At 36.9% G+C, this 24,006-nt stretch carries 26 protein-coding genes and 1 riboswitch; of the genes, 24 read left to right on the forward strand and 2 right to left on the reverse strand.

Translation table 11 applies throughout. The features are described 5' to 3' along the window. Positions 1–85 precede the first annotated feature (85 nt). The 9 genes from Q0V21_RS30390 to Q0V21_RS30430 all read left to right on the forward strand — a co-directional run bounded on the left by Q0V21_RS30390 (position 86) and on the right by Q0V21_RS30430 (position 6,531). A complete protein-coding gene (locus Q0V21_RS30390; protein WP_301882156.1) occupies positions 86–520 on the forward strand; it encodes a type II toxin-antitoxin system HicB family antitoxin in 435 nt (144 codons plus the stop codon). A 48-nt stretch (positions 521–568) separates the two neighbouring features. Beyond that, positions 569–790, forward strand: coding sequence for a hypothetical protein (locus Q0V21_RS30395; protein ID WP_301882158.1), 222 nt, complete (start codon positions 569–571; stop codon positions 788–790). A 168-nt stretch (positions 791–958) separates the two neighbouring features. Further along, on the forward strand, positions 959–1,450 hold the full coding sequence (locus tag Q0V21_RS30400) for a hypothetical protein (RefSeq protein ID WP_301882160.1): 492 nt from the start codon (positions 959–961) through the stop codon (positions 1,448–1,450). 302 nt (positions 1,451–1,752) lie between these two features. Further along, positions 1,753–3,501: a hypothetical protein gene (locus tag Q0V21_RS30405; RefSeq protein WP_301882161.1), complete on the forward strand. Its 1,749-nt coding sequence runs from the start codon at positions 1,753–1,755 to the stop codon at positions 3,499–3,501. Positions 3,502–3,788: 287 nt separating this feature from the next. Continuing rightward, a complete protein-coding gene (locus Q0V21_RS30410; RefSeq protein ID WP_301882163.1) occupies positions 3,789–4,325 on the forward strand; it encodes a hypothetical protein in 537 nt (178 codons plus the stop codon). 17 nt (positions 4,326–4,342) lie between these two features. Beyond that, positions 4,343–5,317 carry a site-specific integrase gene (locus Q0V21_RS30415; RefSeq protein ID WP_301882164.1) on the forward strand — a complete coding sequence of 325 codons (975 nt, stop codon included), beginning with the start codon at positions 4,343–4,345 and terminating at the stop codon, positions 5,315–5,317. 59 nt (positions 5,318–5,376) lie between these two features. Then, positions 5,377–5,505 (forward strand): hypothetical protein, encoded by a 129-nt coding sequence (locus Q0V21_RS30420; protein ID WP_301882165.1) that lies wholly within the window; start codon positions 5,377–5,379, stop codon positions 5,503–5,505. A gap of 191 nt (positions 5,506–5,696) precedes the next feature. Further along, the gene (locus tag Q0V21_RS30425; protein ID WP_190272929.1) at positions 5,697–6,002 is read left to right on the forward strand and encodes a hypothetical protein; all 306 of its coding nucleotides are present in this window, start codon (positions 5,697–5,699) and stop codon (positions 6,000–6,002) included. 28 nt (positions 6,003–6,030) lie between these two features. Continuing rightward, positions 6,031–6,531: a hypothetical protein gene (locus tag Q0V21_RS30430; protein WP_301882166.1), complete on the forward strand. Its 501-nt coding sequence runs from the start codon at positions 6,031–6,033 to the stop codon at positions 6,529–6,531. A gap of 84 nt (positions 6,532–6,615) precedes the next feature. Beyond that, positions 6,616–6,704: riboswitch (cyclic di-GMP riboswitch) on the forward strand. A 124-nt stretch (positions 6,705–6,828) separates the two neighbouring features. On the opposite strand, the gene Q0V21_RS30435 is transcribed toward Q0V21_RS30430, so the two are convergent. Further along, positions 6,829–7,062, reverse strand: a complete 234-nt coding sequence (locus Q0V21_RS30435; RefSeq protein ID WP_301882167.1) for a hypothetical protein — start codon at positions 7,060–7,062, stop codon at positions 6,829–6,831. A gap of 185 nt (positions 7,063–7,247) precedes the next feature. On the opposite strand from Q0V21_RS30435, the gene Q0V21_RS30440 reads away from it, so the two are divergent. From Q0V21_RS30440 to Q0V21_RS30500, 13 genes are all read left to right on the forward strand, one after another. Next, positions 7,248–8,039, forward strand: a complete 792-nt coding sequence (locus Q0V21_RS30440; RefSeq protein WP_301882168.1) for a LytR/AlgR family response regulator transcription factor — start codon at positions 7,248–7,250, stop codon at positions 8,037–8,039. Between the two features lie 284 nt (positions 8,040–8,323). Continuing rightward, the gene (locus Q0V21_RS30445; RefSeq protein ID WP_301882169.1) at positions 8,324–9,697 is read left to right on the forward strand and encodes an XRE family transcriptional regulator; all 1,374 of its coding nucleotides are present in this window, start codon (positions 8,324–8,326) and stop codon (positions 9,695–9,697) included. Beyond that, a complete protein-coding gene (locus tag Q0V21_RS30450) occupies positions 9,694–9,858 on the forward strand; it encodes a hypothetical protein (protein WP_301882170.1) in 165 nt (54 codons plus the stop codon). The genes Q0V21_RS30445 and Q0V21_RS30450 overlap by 4 nt, the downstream gene beginning before the upstream one ends. Before the next feature lie 140 nt (positions 9,859–9,998). Beyond that, positions 9,999–10,151 (forward strand): aspartyl-phosphate phosphatase Spo0E family protein, encoded by a 153-nt coding sequence (locus tag Q0V21_RS30455; RefSeq protein WP_301882361.1) that lies wholly within the window; start codon positions 9,999–10,001, stop codon positions 10,149–10,151. 179 nt (positions 10,152–10,330) lie between these two features. Beyond that, positions 10,331–11,002 (forward strand): hypothetical protein, encoded by a 672-nt coding sequence (locus tag Q0V21_RS30460; RefSeq protein ID WP_301882171.1) that lies wholly within the window; start codon positions 10,331–10,333, stop codon positions 11,000–11,002. Further along, the gene (locus Q0V21_RS30465) at positions 10,995–11,534 is read left to right on the forward strand and encodes a hypothetical protein (RefSeq protein ID WP_301882172.1); all 540 of its coding nucleotides are present in this window, start codon (positions 10,995–10,997) and stop codon (positions 11,532–11,534) included. Before Q0V21_RS30460 ends, Q0V21_RS30465 begins: the two co-directional genes overlap by 8 nt. Positions 11,535–11,569: 35 nt before the next feature. Then, positions 11,570–11,845: a hypothetical protein gene (locus tag Q0V21_RS30470; protein WP_301882174.1), complete on the forward strand. Its 276-nt coding sequence runs from the start codon at positions 11,570–11,572 to the stop codon at positions 11,843–11,845. Between the two features lie 1,524 nt (positions 11,846–13,369). Further along, positions 13,370–14,830: an IS1182 family transposase gene (locus tag Q0V21_RS30475; RefSeq protein ID WP_301882175.1), complete on the forward strand. Its 1,461-nt coding sequence runs from the start codon at positions 13,370–13,372 to the stop codon at positions 14,828–14,830. An 801-nt stretch (positions 14,831–15,631) separates the two neighbouring features. Beyond that, complete coding sequence (locus Q0V21_RS30480; protein ID WP_301882177.1) at positions 15,632–15,976, forward strand: hypothetical protein; 345 nt, start codon at positions 15,632–15,634, stop codon at positions 15,974–15,976. A 259-nt stretch (positions 15,977–16,235) separates the two neighbouring features. Further along, the gene (locus tag Q0V21_RS30485; protein ID WP_301882178.1) at positions 16,236–17,135 is read left to right on the forward strand and encodes a hypothetical protein; all 900 of its coding nucleotides are present in this window, start codon (positions 16,236–16,238) and stop codon (positions 17,133–17,135) included. 225 nt (positions 17,136–17,360) lie between these two features. After that, the gene (locus tag Q0V21_RS30490) at positions 17,361–18,650 is read left to right on the forward strand and encodes a competence protein CoiA family protein (protein WP_301882179.1); all 1,290 of its coding nucleotides are present in this window, start codon (positions 17,361–17,363) and stop codon (positions 18,648–18,650) included. A 56-nt stretch (positions 18,651–18,706) separates the two neighbouring features. Continuing rightward, positions 18,707–19,279: a hypothetical protein gene (locus Q0V21_RS30495; protein ID WP_301882180.1), complete on the forward strand. Its 573-nt coding sequence runs from the start codon at positions 18,707–18,709 to the stop codon at positions 19,277–19,279. 603 nt (positions 19,280–19,882) lie between these two features. After that, on the forward strand, positions 19,883–21,088 hold the full coding sequence (locus Q0V21_RS30500) for a protein kinase domain-containing protein (protein WP_301882181.1): 1,206 nt from the start codon (positions 19,883–19,885) through the stop codon (positions 21,086–21,088). Positions 21,089–21,388: 300 nt separating this feature from the next. Here the strand turns inward: Q0V21_RS30500 and Q0V21_RS30505 are convergent, their stop codons facing one another. Further along, positions 21,389–21,883: an arsinothricin resistance N-acetyltransferase ArsN1 family A gene (locus Q0V21_RS30505; protein ID WP_301882362.1), complete on the reverse strand. Its 495-nt coding sequence runs from the start codon at positions 21,881–21,883 to the stop codon at positions 21,389–21,391. A 155-nt stretch (positions 21,884–22,038) separates the two neighbouring features. On the opposite strand from Q0V21_RS30505, the gene Q0V21_RS30510 reads away from it, so the two are divergent. Together Q0V21_RS30510 and Q0V21_RS30515 are read left to right on the forward strand one after the other, a co-directional pair. Beyond that, a complete protein-coding gene (locus tag Q0V21_RS30510; RefSeq protein ID WP_029881702.1) occupies positions 22,039–22,467 on the forward strand; it encodes a MarR family winged helix-turn-helix transcriptional regulator in 429 nt (142 codons plus the stop codon). A 64-nt stretch (positions 22,468–22,531) separates the two neighbouring features. After that, a complete protein-coding gene (locus tag Q0V21_RS30515; RefSeq protein WP_301882183.1) occupies positions 22,532–23,947 on the forward strand; it encodes an NAD(P)-binding domain-containing protein in 1,416 nt (471 codons plus the stop codon). Positions 23,948–24,006: the final 59 nt, after the last annotated feature.

The following is a 24,006-nucleotide window of genomic DNA, read 5'->3' on the forward strand; positions in this document are numbered from 1 at the left end:
CGAGGATTTCAATTTACTTCGATTCTTTCAATAAGTTGCCCATCTTGGTAGCTGTACTTTGATGAAATTTAAGGGGGATCAACACATGAAAGATGTTTTAGAACTATTGGTTATGTTTGAAGAGGAAAAGGCGGAGAAAAACGTAACAGCGTACGTACCATCGCTACGTCTTGGAGTGCATGGAGATACATTGGAGGAAGCTCGAACGAATGCGATTGAACTAATTGAGCTGGAACTTGAGGGGCGGCAGGAACGGTTGCCAGAGGATACAGCAGTCATTGAAACAATAAAGGGAAGTACAGGTGTTGATTTACTTGTTATGTTTGAAGTGCTGGAAGAAGAAAATGATGTGACAGCATACATTCCTGCTTTGAGACTTGGAGTTAAAGGATCAACACTGTCTCAAGCGCGCTCTAACGCTGAAGACTTGATCAGATTGGAATCTAAAAATCGCGTACATCCATATTCTCAAGAAACAGTCACGATCGATACTTTAAAGATAAAGGTGAAAGTTTCATAAATACTAAAGTCACGTCAAATGGGTTGACTTATCAAGGAGGAAATCAGTGTGGATAGTAAATTTGATTTTTTTAGGGATGATGAGAGCGGTAAGTGGCAGCTGCCTTTGAATATTTGTAGTTTAGGTGGTTGTTATTTTAACTTCCTGGAACTTGATACAGAGGATGAAGCAAGAGAAAAGGCTATAGAATTAACGAAACAAGGAAAGGAAATATCGGGTAGTTCACCTTGTCACGAGTGTCACAACCAATACTTACTCGATTGTCAGTGACCTATTAAATTATAACGATCTTTGACAGGAGAATTCGATCATGCTACTATATCTTCAATCGAATATCCATCTTAAGCGATGGTTTTATAAGCGGAAGCACCGCTTCATGCCCTTTAGGGTCTGAAGTGGTGCTTTTTTTTATTTTATTAACAGGGAGTGGACAGGATCATGAAAAAATTTATAGGCAGCACCGCTGAGGTAAACCAAAAATTGAATGGATACATTAATGAGTTTAAGGGCTTAATTTTAGAACATGCAGAAGCAAAGGGGATGAAATGCTTTCTATGTAAGGACACTTTAACAATCGATGTGAAAATTGAAGCTGTATTCACCGGTAACGCCATCCATTATGTTTTAATGTACACGCATGAGGAAACAGATAAAAGTGCCCTATGGATATGGAGAGACTTTCTCGATCTAAAAGAGATTGTAACGAATACCTATGAGTTGATTGAATCATTTATCTCGGTGGAGCTTAGAACCCGTACCGGCTCTCTCACAGTGTTCACGATGAAATTAATGTATGATATGTTGAATTTCGTAAGAGGGATGCGAGAAAACGAAGGTGGAGCTGAGGGACTTCCTTATAAAGTAATTTATGATCCGTTTATACAACTTAAAAGCGATAGATGGATACAATCAATTATAGAAGAAAGATAGCATGGTGTAACTTTGATCAGGAAGGCACATTTTGCCCTCCTGATATCTCATTATACTAATTTAGGTCCTAACAATAGCTTGAAAGATTTACAAATAAAATAATTGAGAATACATCGCTATTCTATTGGCATATATCTTAACATAGTGGATATAATAGTATTATAAAAGCTGCTCGCTTGAAAGGATCATCTCAATGAGGTGATCCTTTTGAGTTTTTCTGTTTCCCGTAGTCTTGGATTGCATGTTAGGAATCATGATATAATTAAAGATATCAAATCTTCTGGAAGTGGTGGGCTTCAGTGTTGTCGAATTCTAGAAAAGAAAAAATCATTGTTACTGCCATTAATACTGTAGCTAATCAACCAGGTTCGTTTTTAAATCCTGAAATTCCAGTAGGAGACAAAGCTATTTCATTTGATGGCCACATCGATGTCATGTCTGATGACAGTGAAAAGAAAGAATCTTTCTTAGGGAAGGTACCTGTCCAGGTGAAATCAAGAGGTGTTGACGAATTCAGTAACCGTGAGATCACATTTAGTTTTGAGATGGCGGACTACAAAAACTATTATAAAACAAGTGGTGTGCTGCTTATCGTCGGTGAAGTAAAGGAAGACGGTTCTAACAAACTTTTTTATAAATCACTAAATTTACTTGAGTTAGATCATTTAATTCGTAACCATGGTACGAAAAATTCAAGGGTCATTAAACTTCATGCTTTAGAAGATACTTCTTTACATGAAGTATGTGTGAAATTTTTAGAGGAACAACAGCATCAACCATATGAACTTGTTCTTAACAAGCCCTTTGAAGTTACTGAATTTCAGCAATTTAAGTTTAATTCAATAAATAACACAGAAAATATATTTGATGAAAAATTTAATTTGTATGGTATTAAAAATCAAACTCATTTTCCTCTTGCGTTTGCAAAGATTAATGAAATGGGTTTCGATGGGGATATTGACTATGTAATAGATTCTTCAACCCGATGTCGCTTGTACACTGAAATTACAATGCAAGTATCTGTAATCACATTCACACTTGAAAAATCGATTCAATTGATTTTGAATAAGTCTAAGGGTACGTTCACATACAAATATCTAAACTTCCGTTCTCTATCAGTGCAATTAAAGTTGATCCCCTTCTTGAAAGGCCTTTTTCTTGGTAAAAGAATTGTTTTCATGGAGGACCAATATTTTGTTATTCCACAAAGTTTAGAATTGGTTGAGGACATGGAAAGCTATGAGAAATTAATGAGTGAACTATTAATAACATTTGAAATACTAAATATTAATCCTGAAGTGAATTTAGAAGATGAGGATTACACCATATCAGATTTCCAAGGATTAATTAATATTGTTTATCACAAAGAATATGAAGGCATTAACATAGATCTTGAACAAGGTTTAGCAGTATATCGTATTGGGAAGAGTCACTGTGTACTCTTCTTAAAACGAAGAGCTGACAGCAAAGAAATGACTAATGCCTTCAGTCCAGATATAACAATTATAAGTGGTTCAATAAAAGATGATCCAAACACCAGATTCAAGCATAGTCCTTATATATTGTTGAATGAAGAACATTTGGCTTCTGCGTTAAACTTGAATATAAATGAGATAAAACGATCGTTCGATTTCTTTAATCCGTTTATAGATAAAACAACCTTCGCTGTCACCAATATGTTTTGTCTGCGCTGTATCGATGCATTTATACTTTCTAATAATATGGAGCTCTTAAATTTAGCACTATATATATACGACAAAACAATAGGGACAGAATTCGAAGATGACGATGTCATGCTGCTTAATAAATATCAAATAAAAAAATGGTCTGGTGATCACCTTAATGAAAGTGAAACCCAATCTTTGCTGAGAATGAAGCTTAGGGTAATGAAAGATCAAAATTACCTTCTGTTAATAGGTATCAATATTTTATTAGAGTATCATCAAGAAGCCTTCATGCTGATAGAAACGTTAACTGATAATGAACAAGTTCTTTTCAAAAAACTGCCAATATTTAAACTTTTGGAAAAGAATTCACTTTTAATTGAATAATGTAAAATAAGCTGTCTTGAGAGGTGTGTTCTACATACACTCCCGAGCAGCTTTTTTATGATATAATTGAAGAATTCTAAGTTCCTATAATTTAAAGGTATTGGAACTTACGAGAGTTAACTTACTTACACTTTATAAATACTTTACATAATAATATGTATGTTAACTATGTTGAACATGATAATCTTTATATTGATCGTTTACATTTGTATGTATTATGCCCAATTTACTTGTGCAAATACATTTTAGTAATCAATATTACAAAAAAAGGAGTTGAGATGTACTACATGTATGGAAACTGGAAATCATCAGATTCGATAATTGAAGAATATGAGAATAGCGGATCGAACATGTCCATTGAATTAGGAATTAGAACGATTGATCCAAAGTCCATTATCGCTTTATCACGAATTCCGGTGGAATCACAATTAGCGAGTCTTCGAAATAAAGTCCATAAGCATGGGTGGAAGGATCCAACACCCCGAGGGTTGCACCTTGTACTTCTTCCGGACACTGCACATCACGTAGTCTGCAGTGGTGGTAACCACAGAGCAGTAATCAGTAATGAGTTGAAAATAGAGAAAATTCAAGCTAGTGTTTCTGCTTATTTAAATATTGATTTACTGTCTGAAGATGAGCTTCTTTATATAGAAAAAAAAGAAAAGGAGATTAGAAGAGTGTTTATGAAGATTCGTCAAAAAGCTGAATTTGAGATGAATAACTTAGATGCACTGCTGATGGATTTGGAAGAAGAGGTTGACGAATACAAGAAGAATCTATATTTCAAATATAGTCAAAAGCAAGACGGGTTAAAGCAGTCCTAAATTGGAGGTGGTTGCAGTTGGTACTTATAAAATATGATTCTAATGAAATGGAAAACACCCAGATAAACCTGGAGCTACTTTTAGAGCAGAGTAAACACTATATGTCCAAATCAAAAGCGGACAATACAGTTATATCTTACAAAAGTGATTGGGCACATTTTAAATCATGGTGTATCAAGTATGAGCAACCCTACTTGCCAACCACCGATGAAGCTTACGGATACTATTTAACAAGCTTAGCAGCTTCAGGGTATAAAGTTAGTACGATTCAACGTAGGATCTCCTCAATATCTCGAGCACATATAATGAAGAAACTAGAATCGCCTAATACTATTCATATTAAAACGATATGGTCCGGAATTAAAAGAATCCATGGTTCTGCAGAAGTAGGAAAGAATCCAATCACAGTTGACACATTAAAAGAGATATTACAGCATGTTCCGGAGAATAGAATGATAGGTTATCGTGATAGGGCTCTGCTATTAATCGGCTTTAGTGGGGCATACAGAAGGTCCGAATTAGTGAATTTTGATGTGAGGGACATCCGAATTACTCCTGAAGGGATGATTATGCGGATCGCAAAATCGAAAACAGACCAGGAGGGGAAAGGTGAATTTATTGGTATTCCATACGGTTCACGTTTAGAGACTTGTCCGGTCCGTAGTTATAATGAATGGATAAAACAATCAGGTATCACTGATGGAGCAATATTCAGACCTGTTAATAAACATAGCCATGTTTCAGAAAAGAGACTCTCAGACAAGGCCGTAGCACTGATAATTAAGAAGTATGTAGCTGCTGTAGGATTGGACCCAGCACTTTATGCCGGCCACAGTATACGTTCGGGTTTTGCTACCTCAGCTGCTATGCTGGGTAAAAGTGAAAGGTCGATAAAGGAACAAACACGTCATGCTTCAGATGCCATGGTTAGAAGATATATTCGGATGGGTTCTTTATTTACCGAGAATGCTGCTCAAAATATCGGTCTTTAAATAGATTGTAGTATAATGTTATGAATAATAGATATTATTTTATTAACAGGAAGAGTCTAATGAGTGAGTATACGGTAGTGAAAACTGAAGATCGCTACACAGTTGATTTAGGAGATGGGAACCTTATTACTGTAAGTAAAGATGAGTTAATTGATTGTATTGATTCACCAGCACCAAAATTTCAATAGAAAAATGCATTGCAAAGTGTGAAATCAAAATTTAAATTGCCTAAGCCGGTTCGAGCCCTGCTATTTCTAAAAACAGATGAAGAACGAATGAACTATCTCAGAGGTATGCCTACGCGATCTGTTGAGTCATTAACCACTGCCTAAGCTTATGTTACAACGTACTTGAAAAAGCAGTTGAGATGGGAATTGCAATGCCAGAGAAGGTACAGCTTTTTATTAATGAAATTGATGCTAAAGTTAAAAAGGAATTAACGGTTGCTGGTGTTAAGGCTGCAATTCAAACGACTAAAAATATTAATGGTGCAGCTGCTGTTGTCCTGTTTGGTATTATGCTTCTTACTAATCCTGCAATAATGGTCGTATTGCGCCCACTCTTCCTAGCAGCAGATGTCATCGGACTATTTAAGGACTTTTCAGCTAATAAAGTGAAATACACATCAAACTATTTACTTAGATCTATATTCGATTCAGCTAAATCTATATTGTTTGTAACTTAAAGAAAATTGAAGGGGAACGGTCCTACATATGTTCAATGACAACAATACGCGGAGTACTGATAGTGAGAAAAGTACCGAAACGATGATTTATACACTTCATAGTGGGGTTACCGGAAACATAGAACTGAACAGTGCTCAACAAAAGGAATGGCTCAGACATTATAAGGATGGTCGTAAATATATCACCACAGAAGGTGGATATATCAGAGGTTTGAATCCCAAACTTGTTTCTGCATTTAAAATTAAGATGAATAGTGATCTTGGTAATACCTTAGAACCAAATAAAGAAGTAGTCGAAGAAACAAAAACAATTCAACAAAATGAATCAAAATTGGACGTAGTTGCAATAACTAAAGTCTCATACAAAGTTCAGTGTGTCTGCAGCGCCAGGTATGTCTCTACTTTAAGAGATGAATTAACTAAATTGAACTGCAAATACTGCGGTAAATTACTATATCCGGATCGTTCACGTAACAAAGTAGATACTATCTATGGCAAAGCGTGGATAACCACTAATTTAGATTCATAAATACAGGGATACGATGTTTGCGATATTTCCCTCATGGATTTAGATAACTTGGCAAAAAAAATAAAGATGTTATACAATGAATAGTACGTTAAATAGCAAACTTACTGAAAAGTAAGGACGCAAAGCCGAGGGTCTAATGTTCCTGTTGGAACTATGACAGCCTGGTTACCGAAGTTGAAAATCAATTGATTTAGACCGGTGGAATGGGCTTATCTCTTCAGAGAGGCCCTTTTTTATTGCAAAAAATCAGCTCCCCATGTTCATTGGCGGCCGGGAGCTGATTTTTATAAGAACCATCTATACTGCTGTTAATGGCAGGGTGGATTCCAATGGCATTGAAACAAATTTAGAAGAGAATCTTTTCACATTCACTGACTTGTCCAATTCTAATTTGATAAGTTCCTTTATACTTTCAAGGACTTCTGTCTCTGTATCTCCAACAACGCTCAACCGAAACTCTGGAGCGTATGCGCTGACGTTCTTAGAAGAATAGTCTTCTTCAACCAAAATCATTACTTCTCTGCTGTTCATATATTGCCCTCCGTGGATAGTGTGTAAGTTTTCATTTTTCTAGTGAAAATGTACTACTTTTAGTACGATTATACCGCATGAATGGGTCATTAGTATGATATGGCATATTTGGACGAAGGTTGACCTTATATGGAGAAAAATTTGTCGAATAACAGCGAATTAAACAGTAATAGGGGGAAGTCCACGTGCCAAACAAAATATTGACCGCAATTATTGCTGAAGATAACATTGAAAATCGGGAACAAATGGTGATTTATGCAAATAGGATAGGGATTAGCATTTTAAGCACTGTCGCGTCCGGCGAATGGCTTATTGACGATTGTATCCGTTACAATCCAGATATTGTATTTTTAAATAATGATCTTAATGGAACTCCAGGATTGATTGCATTTGAAAGACTAATTGATTATGGGGTTAAACCCTATTTGATCATCATGGCTGATGAATTGAGTACAGAGTTAATGCTAGCAGGACTTCAGCTGAATTGTCTTGATTTTTTGAATAAACCTGTGAATTTAGTTCGTATGACTGAAGCAGTAGAAAAGGTTAGAATGACATTGGATAGAGACCTGAGCATTACACATGGATCGCCTGGAAGAATCATAAATCTGAAATCGAGTTACAAAACCATCTATGTGAACGAGCATAATCTTATTTATGCAAGTAAGCTTAAAGGGGAGCATCGGACTATCATTTATGCTGAAGGCAGTGAGGATGAGATCATATCTACCAGCTCACTTAAAGATATCATGAGTCAATGCTCAAGCAGCTTTTTTATGCCTAATCAGTCTAACATCATTAACATGAACTATGTGTCTAAAGTGTTTGCTAGTGAGAATACGATTGGGAACTATATCATCTTGTTGCACAATGCTGTTGAAATTGATTTACCAAGACGTAAACGCAAACTCTTTGAAGAGGCCTACAAGCTCAGTAACAATGATTCCAGTACTTTAAATATTTCAAATGAAGATTAACATCCCTTTTACTGGGACAGCTAATCATCAATGTATGTAATAGACCAGTTCACTTAGCCTGGTCTGTTTGCTTTATCTAAAATTTTATAATCCAACGCTTTATTTAAGGGTACCCAGCGTGTTAAAAAGATTTAAAATCAGTTCGTTGTCCTGCTAAATATAAAAGTATCAGAAATTTCGCATAAAAGGCATTGACCTATGGTAGATTAATCCATAGTATTACTTATAAAGAGAAAAACTCATAAAAAATGGTTTATTATTTATCTGTGGAGGTGTAATCTCACTTGGAATCAAATAATATAAAGACGATCCGAACAGAATTGCTACACTACATAGATCAGAATAAAATACTTATTTATCATTTTGCTGAGAAATCCGGAATTAATTCAGGTACCTTGAGTAGAATCATTAATGGATCGAAACCTATGCCGATCAGAACCCTCGACAAATTGACTTCAACTATGGGATTAGAAGAAGGGGCTTACTATGACCTCTATGTTGAAGAGCTGATGCACGATCCCTCAACGGATTGGAGAAGATTAAAACCATTCATCGCACGATGCGCGGAATTGAATAAACTCGCATGTGTTGAGCAAGTTGTTGATCTGATGCTGGAAAAATCATATTATATCTCTTCACTTTTTGATTTTGCAGAAATGTTAAACGCAGATGGGAATAAATCTGTTGCATTGATTATTTACAAGAAAGTCTCCGAGGGGGAGCGATATCAACATGCAGAGCGACTGGCTATATGCCATTACAGAATTTTTAAGTCCACTTTAAATGATGACCAAGACCTAAATTTAGAGCGTGCCTTGATATTTGAACCGTTTGTTACGAGACTGAGTGAAACCGAACAGTTAGATGCACTAAAGGATCTTACGAATCTGTATTTGTCACTTAGACGTTGGGACAAAGCAATGAGTCTTAGTGAGGAAATGGGGAGAATTGCAAAAATTCAGTATGAGCAAAATCATACTCGTAAGCGACAAGACAGAAGTGAAGTAACCCCACTAAAACCTCTCTTTGGCTATATTTTATACTCTCACTTAATTCTTGGGGCTATTGCTGAAGAGAAACAAGATTACAAAGAAGCATTGAAACATGTTGCAATGTACGAGAATCATACTTGGATTATAGAAAGTGATGTAGCAGCTGAGCAAACAAAAAAACAATTTCTATTATGGGCTACTGCTAACAAAACTCTTTATAGGTTAATGTCGGGGGAAACTGATTTACTCGATGATTATGTGGAATCTTTGGCAACTAACGATAGTGAAATATTGCGTGCACTTTTTAAGATAGTTAAGGCTGCTCTGAGATATGACATGAACATTGATCATATACTTGAACGGTTTGATGAAACAATCCAATCTCAGGTGGTTTCACAATGTAAAGTAGGGTCGTATTCTTCACAGATTATCAATGACCGGTTTGTAATTTTCCTAGCCGACATAGGGGAGTATTTCTCAAAGAGTTTACGCCCAAAGGTTGGAATTCTCTTTATACTAGATAGTTTGGCAATCTCTGCTAAGATCAAAAATGATGCTTGTATGGTAAGATGCTTCTGTTTATTTGATGAAATAAGGGATTCAGCAACAGAAGAGCATCTCCATAGGTACAAAGCAATTTTAAGGGAGGTTCAATTAAACAGATGAAAAGACAATCAGTACTAGTTTCCGCATTTGTGGCTCTGGCAATCCTGGTAATCAGTCCATTAAACCAGGTATCAGCAAATACGGATGTTACGAAACCTGCTGTTCCCGTTTCTCCGAACACTATAGTAACAACCTCTTCACACGGTGAAGGTGGTTGGTAGAAGTTTAGTGGCCTACGTAAGTCTCCATTGTAATGGAGGCTTTTTATTTTGAATTTTTGTTCATGTGGTTAAGTCTAAAATTTGAGCAGAACCCGCTAGGATATATATTGAGGTGAATCATTATGATTAAAAGTTCAGACATGAGCACTTTGGAACAAGAAAGAGAGTGTCTACATAAATTAGTAAACTCATATGGGCTTGCACACCCTCTAGTTATTAAGCAGTCCGAAAGATTAGATGAAGTGATAAATCAACATTATAAAAATTACATAAATCGTATCAATGAGAGTTAACTGGATCTTCTCTCTGGTAGATTTCTTGAATTAGGTCATATAATCTGATAAGTCCATCTAGATATAATTTTTTCCGGCGTTCACCCCATCATTTAATGTTGGGGTATTTTTTTGATTGTTGGTATAGTCTGATTGTAGTAGAATTAGACTATATTAATCATTTAACAAGGGGGATTAGAATGTTTACCGTGAGTGATGTAATGGGATTAACACATCAAAAGAGAGGGACGGTCGATAATTTTCGAAGTGAGCTTCAAAAGTTGAATTTAATGAGCAATAATGAGCGTTTTGATAAAAGGGCATTCGCAACTTTTCGGAAGGCTATTCAATATAAAGAGGAAAATGATTGCACCTGGATTCATGCAAATAACTGGGCAATTCAGATGGAGTATGCCGAAGAAATGAGCAGACCGTTCGAGTGGTCGACTAGTATACACTTCAAGTATTTAACTTACTTGATTGAGAATCATTTAGTAGATGTCAAGCATATTGTAACAGACTTAATGTCCACAATAGACTTTTTTGCTGTCTTCCATGTTATCATTGATAATTTCAAAGATATGGGGTCAAAACATAATATCTACAAAGCTAGTCAACCCACAGATGGAAATGCTCTTGCTTTCAAATGCAAAGGTGATGATTTCTTCTATTATGTAGTGGGCAAATACAATTACTACACTAAAGAAGAAGATGTACATGTATTTTATAATGAGGGTTTGGTGTTCAATATAATGAAGTGCCAGTACATAGGGGGAGGAAGAAAAGAATCAGAACGACTTAAAGACTTGGTGAATTCAGTTTACGAAAGCTACAACTCAAAAAAAATTGAGGAGAAGAACCTAAATGCATAAAATAAGAATGCAGCTTTTAGAATTTATGGCGGTTGTTACAATAATATTGTTTAGTGTTGCGATATACTTTGCTTCTCTTGCTAATTATCTCGGTACCGCTATCCCTATCTTTCTTATGATTGCCTTAGCAATTATTTATCCTTCGGTTGAGGTGTTTATTTCGAGTAAAAGGTACGGACACGGAATATGGTACATTCGGTTATTTAATAATTTAGAGTTGCATATTGGACCCCTCACAGATTGGAATACGATAGCCATTAGAGTGGCCAGAATTCGACGAATTGCTTTGAAGATGAATGTTAGTGTATTCTTCTATACTAATCATTACGACAAGCACCGACTTGATGAACTTGCAAAAAGATTAAATGTCGCAATAGAGATCCGACCGGCAAATTTGCTACAAGCTCTATTCTATAGAGCTACTTGTTTTATTGTTACTTTCTATAAGGTAGAGGCATGGAAACGCAAAAAATATCCTGTTCTTCGCTGTGTAATGAACCCTGAAAAAAGTAAGTTACCCTTGAATGTATAAAGAATTTAAATGTATATCTTAAAGATGGAGGGTATATGGAAAACGTCAATGGAAATCTAGAAAAAGTCAGTCAATTCTCGAACACTTTGGGGTTATATGGTCTTCTTCTAGCTATAGTTATGTTTGTGGGTTACCGATTTATTAAAAGTAAAGCCTATGAACGTATGATCGGACTATATCTTAAGAAGATAAGAGTGAATGAAAAGAACGAATTAGAGAGTCTTGTAGCAATAGGGATACCCTTACTCGCTGTAATGTTGCTGGTGCTTTTTGGTTTAGCAGGAATTGTTGATTTATTACTCCAAAACTAATTGATGTAATCAGTGGATTGAGTGAAAAGTTCTATGGTTACTTAGAGGCATTTATACCAAACTACAATGAAGACTGGCTATATTATAAAGTAGCCAGTCTTCTCATTAAAATTAGTATAGAGAGCGATTGCGTTCAAGAAATGTAACTGATCGTTCAGAATTAATTCATTATTAACCCAAGGTTGCATATACATTGTATATGTTATATAGTGGTGCTATAATTGCCATAACGTTATAAGTAACGTTACCCCTAGTAACGTTACATAAAGTCAGATTAAAGTAGTAGCAGTAGTGCCACTCTTATTTACAGCTAGGATTCCCTCGCTAAAAGTAGTCCTAGCAGTAATGCATTAAGTAAGTCAAAAAGGAGCATTTAACAGCGACCAACTGTTAATGCTTCTTTTTTTTTCGAGAAGAAGACTTACTCGGCCAAAAGAATGATCGAAGGGTATGAATAGATTTTATTAATGCTGTACCAAGGTTCAACACTGTTGTTAGAAATTTTGCTGCATTCGTAACAATAAATATAATTAAAAAAATCTTGCTAATGTCTGTCCCCTCCCTTCATAGAGGGCACCACAGCTGCTACTATCATACTGTAACCCAACATATGCTATTTTGTAAACAAGACTTTGTCGACATAATTAATAACGAAATACACTTCCTGACTCAAATACTATGGGAGAGTAAGAAGGCTATAGACAAAGGATTATTAAAAAAAAAAACAGAAAAATAAATCGTGTTTCTACGTAATTCATCAATAAACTTCCGAAGTTTGAACATACTCCGGTTTAACTAGAATAATTCAGATTATTATGCATTAACTTATGCTTACTTAATTACTGAGAGATAGCGATACCCCTGGTGTAAACCCCAGGGGTATCTTGCGTTTGTTGAATTTAGAATGTTTTTACTGTCCGGAGAATCGTCGCCAATTGAAGATATTTAATCGGCTTATAAAAAATTATTGGTTCAATAACTTTTCGAAATAGCCAGACTATAATAGTTGCTGCAAGTATAAGACTTAAAATAATCCCTATTGCAGTACTTAAATTAGAAGCAGCAAAAAGTTTATTCAATGAGATGTTCCATAATGGGAATAAAAAAGCTGTGAAAATGGCTACTGGCAACCATCGCAATTTGCGGAGGCTATCGCTTCGTTCTGTGTAGTAGGCAATAAGGTAATCAATGTAATTCTTATCCATTTTGCTATTATTCTTTAAGTATTTATGAATAGCACTACACTGGATAGAGAAGAGGACTTCTTTGTTGAAGTTTAAGATCCAGTACTTAACTAGAAAGGAGAGCTCGCTATACTCCTTTTTCACAAATAAATTTGAAGCAGTACCTGATCCAATAAGACCGACGAATCCGCCTAAGAACATGACTACAAAAATTATACCCCAATAACCGAGGCCACTGAAAAAGTCCAACATCTATAAACAGATATCCCTCCTCATTTTTTTGAGGAGGGATATTTGTTTTCCTGTATAATTAAATGATTAATTTCAGGTGGTGTCTCGGATGATTTCAAACCAACAATCTCTTAACCTTAGTGCATTTATGGACATATACGATATCGTCGTACCTAAAGATAATATGCTTCGTCAAATCAATGATCTCGTAGATTTTTCATTTGTTCAGGTAGAATTGCAGCATAGATACTGCCTCGACAATGGTCGCAATGCAGTGCCTCCCATTCGAATGTTCAAATACCTATTGTTGAAATCCATTTTCGATGTATCCGATGCGGATGTTGTGGAACGTTCTAAATATGACATGTCCTTTAAGTACTTTTTAGATATGGCGCCTGAAGATGAAGTCATTAATCCTAGTTCACTAACGAAGTTTCGCAAGCTTCGCTTGAAAGATGTGAACCTCCTCGACATACTAATTCAAAAGACCATGAAGATCGCGTTGGAGAAAGAAATTATCAAAAGCAGCGCAATTATTGTGGATGCCACCCATACGAAAGCGCGATTTAATCAGCTGTCACCCAAAGAAATATTAATGCAAAAGTCTAAGTTGTTGAGAAAATCCGTTTACAAGATCGATGAAAAAATGAAGGATAAATTCCCACCGAAAACAACGACGAACGAATTATCTGATGAACTGGACTATTGCCAAAAAGTTGTAGATGCAGTAGAAAAAGAAGAATCCCTCCGTGAATACCCAAAGGTGAAAGAAAAGCTGAACTACTTAAAAGAAATCATAGCTGATCACCATGAGCACTTTCAACTCAGCAATGATCCAGATGCACGAATAGGTCACAAAACGGCAGACTCCTCGTTCTTCGGTTACAAAACACATTTTGCTATGAATGGAGAACGAATTATTACAGCTGCGGTAATTACGACTGGTGAGAAAAGTGATGGAAAACAACTCCAAACTCTCATTGAAAAAAGTCGTGACACAGGTATGAAGATCGATACCGTCATTGGAGATACTGCCTATTCTGAAAAAGATAATATTCAATATGCCAATCACAACGAACTACAATTAATATCAAAATTAAACCCTAATATCACACAAGGAACTCGTAAAAAAGAAGATGAGTTTGAGTTTAATAAAGATGCATGTATGTACGTTTGTAAAGCTGGACATATGGCGATTCAAAGAGCGCGCACAGGTAAGAAAGGTATGAATAATAACCAAAAGAATACCTACATGTTTGACATTGAAAAATGCAAAGTATGCCCAATGAAAGACGGGTGCTATAAAGAAGGTGCGAAAAGTAAAACCTATTCTGTAACCATCAAATCGACCGAACATAAGGAACATGAGGCATTTCAAAGTAGCGATAGTTTCAAAGAAAAATCGAAAGAACGTTATAAAATTGAAGCGAAAAATAGCGAACTCAAGCACAGACACGGGTATGATGTTGCATCGTCCTCGGGTCTTGTTGGCATGCAAATGCAAGGTGCCATGGCCATATTTACTGTTAACCTCAAGCGAATCATTACACTCATGGAAGACTCAAAGTAAAAGGATAGAGAAAAAGGCTATATTCCGTTCCAATGTGAACGAAATATAGCCTTTTTGATTTAAAATGAATCTTAACAAATTAAAATCGTAAGTTTTTCAGTGGCCTCCAATAACCGGGTGTCTCTTTTCCAGTCCACCATGAGAAGATTAGGTTACCGAAGATTGATAAAATTAATAAACTTAAAGTTATTACAGCAATCCATTCAAAAACCTTAGCTGTAGTATTCATGAGCATTTTACTTCTTGAATTCTCATTTAATAGAGAGTACAGATCTCGTTTAATAATCTGGTCTTGAACTGATTCATTTGACAGTATTTTTTCTGGTTTATTATTGATTTTTACTGGACGTATGTATCTTCCATACATGCTTAACATCAAATTCCTCCCTTAAACTATATATATCCATGGACAGATACTATTCGTAGTATCTGGGTGGTATCTTTGCCAGTACAATTTTAATTAATGGTCTATTAATAGTTGTTGTTGTATATTAAAGGTAATATAGCATATAACTTAGGGGGTAAGAAATTGTCTTTTAAAACCTCACATTCTATCATGAAAAAGAAGGGACGCTGGAACAAAAAAGGGAAGGTTCCTTCGCGAGTATTTTCATGCCCAACTTGCTTTTCGAAATACACTGAACCACCTCGCTCGTCAAGCAACAATAAGACCTACTGCTCCCAATGCCTGGTGAAAACAAATGAATTTGTAAATTTGAAACAGATTACCGTTTACAAATCAAAATAATAAATTCTTATAAAGATGTTAACTCACTTGTTATCAGAACAAGGGTTAAATTAATGGAGGAAGGACAGTTAGATATGATAATGGGAACATGCCCTAAATGTGGAGGAGACTTGCAAGAAACAAGACAATCTACGGAAGTCCAAATTAATGAGCAGAAGAAGGTTAAGATGCCGGAGCTCTCTGCTCTTAAGTGTATACCGTGTAGTGATGTATATTTTACCCCTTCCGCGAATCAAGAGATGGAAAGGATACTAATGCGTGAAGTTCTAAATACGGAAATAGATGAACTGGAAAAAGAATGCCGATCCTGTAGCAGCCAAGAACGGTATGAAGAACTTCTTATAGAAATTGAAAATCTTAGAAAACAACTGGAAGACATCATTGAGAACTCATTGTAATGGCTAAACAACCAAATATTCGTTCTACTGGATCTTATTAAAGCCTGGTTCGGGTGTGGTCCTACAGATAGTAAAAAAGGGTACCTAACGTGGGGGCCAGGCTCAACGTTTCCTAGTTAAGATTGACCTTGGAGTTGTTTGTCTTTTATTGAGCTTGAGAGATGTTGCAATCTTATAGCCAAGATAATGTATGGAAGCTTCAGTATGCCCAAAATTCATGAATAAACTTTAAATCTTTAATCAGGAGCGGATTTATAAATTGAAATCGATAATTATAACTATAGGGATAGGCTATTTTTATATAGTCATTTCTATTATGAGATTGATCATTGAGGTTCCAACATTGTTTATTGCATTACTATCCATAGCTGCAGCATTATTTACCTTAGCGGATTATTACAGCGATGTGAAAAGCAATGAAAAGTGGGCCACTAACACATTTGTTAGCGGTCTCGTTTTTCTTATAGCATCTCTCGTCTCGTTATTACCAATCCCTGTACTCAACAATCTAACAGGGTTTTGGATTGTGCAAAGAGCTGGAGATTGGGCTACACTATTTGGCCTTGGCATCGTTGTTATCACAATCGGATATAAAGAAATGGCAAAAACTAAATTAGCTGAATCTCTCAAAGTGCAGGAGGAACAGGTTCCCCCCATTGATACTGAACCTATCAAAGTGCAGGAAGAACAAGACTCCCCAAGTGTTATTGTCAAAAAAATGAATGAAAATGAGTACAACACGATGATGGAACTGAATGATGTCATTACTCAATTGAAAAAAATAGATCCTCATGTCTTCGGGAATGATCAGGTTTACAATGGTTGGTCGGTATTTTACGATATTCTGGTAGACTTTTATAATGCAGGAGGCCCTTTTTATGACGGTTTAAATCGGCAGTTATTTTCTGAATTCTTAGAGTCGTTGGATAGTACTACAGAAATTATAGTGAATCTTGCTGACCCTGATTTTGATGACGATCGCGATTTAGGTGATATCGTCTTACGGGGTACGAGCTATGAGATTTACTCACAGTCTTCTATTAATTATATTGAAGGACCGACTGTTCAAGATGTCGTTGAAAAGTTGGACGAAACACTTGAGCGGTGGAAATCTCTTAAAGATAACATTACGAAACAGTATGAACAAACTCGAGTATAATGACAAACCCCTGCTCTGGATGTAGATTTAGGAGAATCTTGAAGACGAAATCAAGCCCTCAAGCGAATGCCGTTGTTTATTATCTTATCTTTAAAGTGAGGGAGACTGTAGAAACACGATTCAAATTAGGATTTAACATAAACATGATACCGCGGAACACCACTATACATCATTGAATCTTAGTCGGTCACCAAAATAGATCACGAAGGAAAGGAGTGGAATGATTTGCAAATTGCCAATTACGAGAATAATCTAATCTCTCTCTTTGACGAATTCAATAAATACCCTCAGAAAGATCTGGCTATCACAGAGATCAGGAAAAAGGGGAGAAAAGATGGTTTTAGATGCCCTTTCTGTGATGAATATCTCATACTTCGTGCGGGAAACACGAATGAACCTCATTTTGCACATAAACAGGGAAAGTCCTGTACAGTTGCCCATTCATATGAACAATACGAGCAGCAAGTGAAGAGAGAATCAGCTCAGCACTCGGTAATACGGGACGTCATTTACGATGACTTGAGAACGCAGGAGAGATATAAGCCTGATCTTAAAGTGGAGCATGGCTATAAAGCGAAAGCTGAGGGAAGTTGGAAGGTTGTCCCCGACATCATTGTAAAAAAGGGGCATTCTGAGTTTGGTATATCAGTCCTGACCAATGTATATCAGAAGGGTGATGAGTCACTCGTAAAGATAATTCGAAAAAGGAATCAATATTTCGATGAGAAAGGCTTAAATAATATCTGGTTTATAGAGGATCAAGAGCTGAGTTTAGATTTATCGTATAGAGTATTGTTTCTTTGGGAATCTGAGACCCTTCTCAGTACCAAAACAGATTGGGATCACAAATGGGATAAACTACTGAATAATCTATCTGGTAACGATACTTACTCGATATCAGAGGTGTTTAATTATAATGAGAAACAGATTCTCCAAAATGATGTCCGCAGCCTGTACTATGTTCATTCCACGCCTGATGGAATATCGTTTTCTGTTCATAGAATCATCTTTGATGAACTTGAGCCCCCATACCGAGCTTTTGCTGTAACTACGGGGTACAAGATGCAACTTACTGAAGCTTTGGTAATCCAGGATTACCTTCAGTTATCTAATGATGATTTCGAAAATCGGCAAATGGCTATTTTTAAATCAGATTTTGCTAAGGGGGTAGATCGCCTCACGCAAATTGATGAAGGAAGAACAGAGGACACCCAGGCATTGAATGATGTTGAAATACCATTACCACAAATTGTGAGACAGAACAAACCTCAAAAGGATCTTCCCGTGATCTATTGGGATGATGGGACAGTTACATACCTCATCGAAAGGCTTAAACGAAAGTACATCTCTGTAGAGGATGCCGCCTTACTGGCGCAATATTTGAGACATAACAGGGAGCTGGTTATTTTTAAGGGATGGGACCTTCGTGATATTAAGAAAATGGCTTTTGAAGCACTGGGAAAAATATCGGATCCCAATGTGAGAATACATCTTATTGAGATTGTAGATTTATAGTTTGTTATAATGAATAGACTAGTTCGAACAATTATAGTATGGAAGGGCGGTTAACGATGAAGGAAACATTCAAGGTTGGCAGTACATACGATTGTGTTGTAAATGGACAGATATGGGCGTTTACTGTAGTCGAAGTAGATGAAGAAAATGAGGGAAACCTTTGGATTACCTGGAGTACCGGTTGGAGTACCGGTATTACTGGTGAGGAAAAAGATGAAGAATGTCATTCTATTGATGAATTGTTCAAAAAGGTTGAAGATCATAAAAATAATGTGGCTGCAGGAATTATCTATCCACGAGGAGATAGCGAAGAAGCACAATTTAATGGATTAACTGAGTTAATATCAAAGCCGAGATACTATTTTGGGCAAATGGAAGTTCCACGGGCTTTTGTACTTACAGACCATTTTTCACCTGAAGGGTACAGACCGGACAGAGAGTATCTAGAATTCGTTTTTGATCCCGAAAGCTCCCTGTTAAGAGTGTCAAGTCCAGATCCTGCGGCAGACGTTCCTAGCTGGGTAATTGAACGGTTTGATGTATCTGGTGTTACTAGGGTGAAACCCGAAACACGTACTGAGAAGGTAGTTTATCTTCTTAAGATTAGCCAGGTAAAGAGTAGCATCTAATAAGGATGCGCATTCTGGAGTACAGCTTCAGCAAAGTATTGATGAGAAAGACGATAAATAGTTTTCAAGAATATAGTAACGGCTATCATAACCCAATAAAAGGAGGAACGTAGATGAAAAGTCACGGATTTGGTAACTAAAGGCGGTTTTAGAGGGTTTCTAGGAATAATATATATAAAAAGCGAATCAGTAGTTTAGATTGTTAAAGCAAAATGCTAAATATGGTTGTTAAGTCTCTACTAATAGATTGTATTTTATTATAACGATTGCTGCCCGGGATCTCTGGATAGGGTAATATTGCACAGAGCATGGGTATCGTAGGCTAAATACTTAATATGAAACCTCATTGAGGTTTTTGATAGGATACACATTACCACAATCGGTTAAGAGACTAATCTATCATCCATCATTGTGAAAGGATAAGAACATTGTTCCATTCATAGTCGCCTAATCGGGTGGCTTTTTTGTTTTAAGGATCCAGTTATTTGTCCCTGAAGAAAAATATTGCGTAATTTAATGGAATGTACATTATCAATATTGTTTGAGGAAATTAGAAATTTGTCTTATACTAATTCGGAAGCAAAATAGAAAGGAAGGTATCTCGTGGCTAATTGGGCAAAGAGTGGTACATATTCGAATGTTACTGAGATTCTATATAATGGAATCGAATGTGTGAAAAAAGAGTTAAAGGAAGAACGGTTCACTGAAAAGAACTTGGCAAGATTTCAGAGGGAATATGAGATACTAAAGAGCATTAGTCATCCCAATATCACACGGGTATATGAAATCAATGGAGCATCTTACATTATGGAGAAGGCTGACTGTGATTTGGAAGAATACGTTCTAAAGAATGAACTCTCAGAAGAGGAAATTGATCGTATTATCGATGGTATTGCATCGGGTCTTGCGTGTTTGCATGATCATGAGGATCAGATCATTCATCGGGATTTAAAACCGTCGAATGTGCTTATGTTCAACGGTGTCCCAAAAATATCCGATCTAGGCGTATGTAAACCCTTACTCAATAATTTTATCAAAACAAGTGCTTATAGTAAGGAATTGATGGGCTCCATGCGGTATATGAGTGATGCGCATAAAGAGGGTGACGCTGAGCCTACATTTCATTATGATATTTTCGCACTTGGGCGTTTAATCTATTTTTTGGAGAAAAAAGATCACCCCCCAATTGGAACGATCAACAATTACGATCAAATGCGATATCAAGCGCTTGTTCTTATGACTGAGCAGCAATATCCGGTTGTCATACATAACATGGAGACATTCAATCGAAAGCGCCTGAATGTCACTTCATCAAAATTAACAATTGAGGATTCAATCACAAAGTATAACGAAGGACAGATTGGCATAACTGATTTGGTCGCGAGCTTTAGCCAACGGAAGTCTCCAAGGGTTTTTGAAGTGTTAAATCGCGGAGCTGTAGGCATTATTGAATGCATTCCTGACCAAGATGATCAATCCTTAGGACTGTTTTTTGAAATATATATGGACTTATTTGAATCCTTCCGGCAACCACCTTATTGGAATTTCAAGATTTGTACTGATGTAACCGAACGTTTGCTTGAAATGTTCGAAAAGGCAAAAGGTGTTGAACTTCGCAGAAAGTTGTTTCTTGCGGCATATGAATGGTCATACGGTAGTAACCAGTATGATCCCATTAAGAAAGTAGATAATTATATGCGACGTATGAAAAGGACTGTTGACTATGATTCATTTTTTATGGAACTCGTAGAATATCTTGATATTTCGGAAATGAGTAGAGTTAGTGAATTTATTGAACGTCACGGATAGAAGCTGATCCAAGCACGATTATTATTTTTAGCCGAGAACTGATTGAGTGTAGAAATGTGATATTTGTCGAGGACAAGAACATTGTCCCATTGAAGTCGCTAATTTTGCGGCTTTGTTATTTTATCGGTACAAGTTCGTGTCCCGAGCCAAGGACAAGAACTTGTACCGATTACCGATTAGGCGTGTATCTAATCGTCATCTTGCCCTTCAATTCATTAAACTAACGGGCAGGTCAGTTTAATATATCGTGTTCAAGTAATACGTAAACTTAGGTATTATAAGATCAATACGACTCGATGCTTATAATAATTTTTCCATAGCCATCACATCTACAAAGTTTCCTTCCAGAAAGCCTTGATTCTGAAATACACCTACTTCTCGGTATCCAGATTTATGATATAGGCTCTGACCAAGCGTATTAAATGGAAAGGTGAAAAGAACAAACTTATAAAAGTTATTCTGCTTACCGATTTCCTCTAATTTCTGAAGTAACTGTTTACCGATCCCTTTACCGCGATAATCACGATGTATATAAATGGAGAGGTCACCGACACCGTCATACGCGCTTCTAGGGTTATATGAATTGATAGAAGCCCATCCGACCACTTGATCATTCTGTTCGGCTATAAGTACCGAGTAACGCCCCTGGTGCTTGTTAAACCATTCAGACATGTAAGCTTCATCTTTTATATTTGTTTCTAGCGTGGCAATGCGGTCTTCAATACCTTGGTTATAGATAGTTAGAATGCTTCCCAGATCCACTTCGGTAGCTTGCCGCAGAATTACCATGTTGATCACTCCTACGTTTTGTTTTTGTATTTGTTTATATATCACAATGTAACTTGAAATGGGAAGGGGGAAAGAAAAACAAAAAAATCATTTGCATTTTGCAAATAATAAGAGTATAACTATAACAAGAGGTGAGGTAATTGGAAAACAACGTAAGAGAGATGTTTCAGATCATGACACGACGTTTTGGATTATTGGATAAAAACTGTTGCACCGCAGGAGGGCTGGATATTTCGCTTGTTCAAAGTCATATCATTTATGAAATTGATCGTAAGCATAATCCATCCATTCAGCAAGTGGCCGATGCACTATCCATAGACATCACGACGTTTAGCCGCCAGGTCCAAAGTCTCGTAAAGTTGGGTTTGGTTCAAAAAACACCCTTACCTGAAGATCGACGGATTTACATATTATCCTTGACTACACAAGGTAAGTTTGTTGCTACGGTCATTGATGAGCAGATGAATGATTATTTAAAAGAAGTCTTTTCGCATATGTCTGAGTTTGAACGGGATATGGTCATCAACGCCGTCAAACTGCTAAACGAAAGCATGGCGAAATCCAGCGTATGCTGTACACCACTGGGATAATACTTATCCCATTTATTTAATACAATACTTGCATAATGCAAGTAATTATGAGGGGGAAACTTAAATGATTAAAAATATTCCTGTGAATCAAGTAAACTGCTGCGAAGCACCTGTACAAGAGAAAGGTAACTTACCTGTTGCAATTATTGGAGCTGGACCGGTTGGTCTTGCGGCAGCGGCACAACTCATTTCAAAAGGTGAGCCGTTTATGTTGTTTGAAGCTGGAGATGAAGTAGGGGCAAACATTAGAAAATGGGAACATGTACGACTGTTCTCGCCATGGCAATATAACATCGATAAAGCTGCTAAAGAGTTACTACTATCGGCGAATTGGGTTGCTCCACAAAACGAAAAGATCCCAACGGGTAAGGAAATTGTTGAGCATTATCTAAAACCTTTGGCTGCACTACCTGAATTAAGTCCAAATATACACTTGAATACGAAAGTTACTGCGCTCAGTCGCAAAGGGTTAAGTAAAGTGAAAACAAGTGGGCGTGAGAAACTGCCGTTTGTGATCCATGTTGAACAAAACGGATCTCCGTTTATTTATGAAGCGCGGGCTGTTATCGATGCTTCTGGGACATGGTCCAATCCCAACCCGCTTCGTTCAGACGGTATATTTTCAGAAGAGGAAAAAGCGCTTAATAGTCAAATTTCATACGGTATTCCTGCTGTATTAGGAAGAGAGAGAAATCGTTATAGCGGCAAGAAGGTGCTTGTTGTAGGAAGCGGACATTCTGCGATCAACACGTTGCTTGAACTTGCCCAGCTTCAAAAAGAGGAGTCGGGAACTGAAATCGTTTGGGCTATTCGTAAGGCGAATATTGAGGATGTTTATGGAGGACGAGAATTAGATGGGCTTCAGGCAAGGGGTGAACTGGGTACTCGCATTCAAAAGGTGGTTGAATCCGGTGCCGTAAAGGTCCTGACAGGATTCCATATTGAAGAACTTCAAAAACAAGGTGAACAGATCCAGGTTTCAGGAGCCATTAAAAATGAAAAAGTGGTTATAGATCACATCGATGAAATTGTAGGTAATACAGGATCTCGTCCTGACTTATCAACGGTGAGAGAAGTGCGGGTATTAACGGACCCAAGCTTAGACTGTGTTTATGAGCTTGCACCATTGATTGACCCCAATGTACACAGCTGCGGTACAGTTCGACCACATGGCGAAAAAGAACTGCGTCAACCTGAAAAGGACTTTTATATCGTGGGTGCCAAAAGTTATGGAAGAGCGCCAACCTTCCTAATGGCAACGGGATATGAGCAAGTCAGATCCATTGTAGCGGCTTTGGTGGGAGATATGGAGTCAGCTCAAAAAGTAGAACTGGAACTGCCGGAGACGGGGGTTTGCAGTCTTGGTGCTAATAGCAAGGACAGCTGCTGTGAACCGGTTCAAGTGGAGGAAACATCATCTTCGAATTGCTGCTCTCCTTCAAAAACAGAAAAGGCAGGATCAAATTCTTGCTGCGGATAAACCAGAATTTGAAGCTACTGCATCCGGAACGTGATGCAGTAGCTTTTTTATAGAAGGAA

The sequence above is a fragment of the Paenibacillus sp. 11B genome, from assembly GCF_030487755.1.
Classification (GTDB): Bacteria; Bacillota; Bacilli; order Paenibacillales; family Paenibacillaceae; genus Paenibacillus; species Paenibacillus vandeheii.

What these genes read in the sequence shown, in the direction of transcription:
- Q0V21_RS30390 (WP_301882156.1), top strand. Translation starts at nt 86, where the DNA reads ATGAAAGATGTTTTAGAACTATTGGTTATGTTTGAAGAGGAAAAGGCG.
- Q0V21_RS30400 (WP_301882160.1), top strand. Translation starts at nt 959, where the DNA reads ATGAAAAAATTTATAGGCAGCACCGCTGAGGTAAACCAAAAATTGAAT.
- Q0V21_RS30410 (WP_301882163.1), top strand. Translation starts at nt 3,789, where the DNA reads ATGTATGGAAACTGGAAATCATCAGATTCGATAATTGAAGAATATGAG.
- Q0V21_RS30420 (WP_301882165.1), top strand. Translation starts at nt 5,377, where the DNA reads ATGAGTGAGTATACGGTAGTGAAAACTGAAGATCGCTACACAGTTGAT.
- Q0V21_RS30425 (WP_190272929.1), top strand. Translation starts at nt 5,697, where the DNA reads ATGCCAGAGAAGGTACAGCTTTTTATTAATGAAATTGATGCTAAAGTT.
- Q0V21_RS30430 (WP_301882166.1), top strand. Translation starts at nt 6,031, where the DNA reads ATGTTCAATGACAACAATACGCGGAGTACTGATAGTGAGAAAAGTACC.
- Q0V21_RS30435 (WP_301882167.1), bottom strand. Translation starts at nt 7,062, where the DNA reads ATGAACAGCAGAGAAGTAATGATTTTGGTTGAAGAAGACTATTCTTCT.
- Q0V21_RS30450 (WP_301882170.1), top strand. Translation starts at nt 9,694, where the DNA reads ATGAAAAGACAATCAGTACTAGTTTCCGCATTTGTGGCTCTGGCAATC.
- Q0V21_RS30455 (WP_301882361.1), top strand. Translation starts at nt 9,999, where the DNA reads ATGAGCACTTTGGAACAAGAAAGAGAGTGTCTACATAAATTAGTAAAC.
- Q0V21_RS30460 (WP_301882171.1), top strand. Translation starts at nt 10,331, where the DNA reads ATGTTTACCGTGAGTGATGTAATGGGATTAACACATCAAAAGAGAGGG.
- Q0V21_RS30465 (WP_301882172.1), top strand. Translation starts at nt 10,995, where the DNA reads ATGCATAAAATAAGAATGCAGCTTTTAGAATTTATGGCGGTTGTTACA.
- Q0V21_RS30470 (WP_301882174.1), top strand. Translation starts at nt 11,570, where the DNA reads ATGGAAAACGTCAATGGAAATCTAGAAAAAGTCAGTCAATTCTCGAAC.
- Q0V21_RS30475 (WP_301882175.1), top strand. Translation starts at nt 13,370, where the DNA reads ATGATTTCAAACCAACAATCTCTTAACCTTAGTGCATTTATGGACATA.
- Q0V21_RS30480 (WP_301882177.1), top strand. Translation starts at nt 15,632, where the DNA reads ATGGAGGAAGGACAGTTAGATATGATAATGGGAACATGCCCTAAATGT.
- Q0V21_RS30495 (WP_301882180.1), top strand. Translation starts at nt 18,707, where the DNA reads ATGAAGGAAACATTCAAGGTTGGCAGTACATACGATTGTGTTGTAAAT.
- Q0V21_RS30510 (WP_029881702.1), top strand. Translation starts at nt 22,039, where the DNA reads ATGTTTCAGATCATGACACGACGTTTTGGATTATTGGATAAAAACTGT.
- Q0V21_RS30515 (WP_301882183.1), top strand. Translation starts at nt 22,532, where the DNA reads ATGATTAAAAATATTCCTGTGAATCAAGTAAACTGCTGCGAAGCACCT.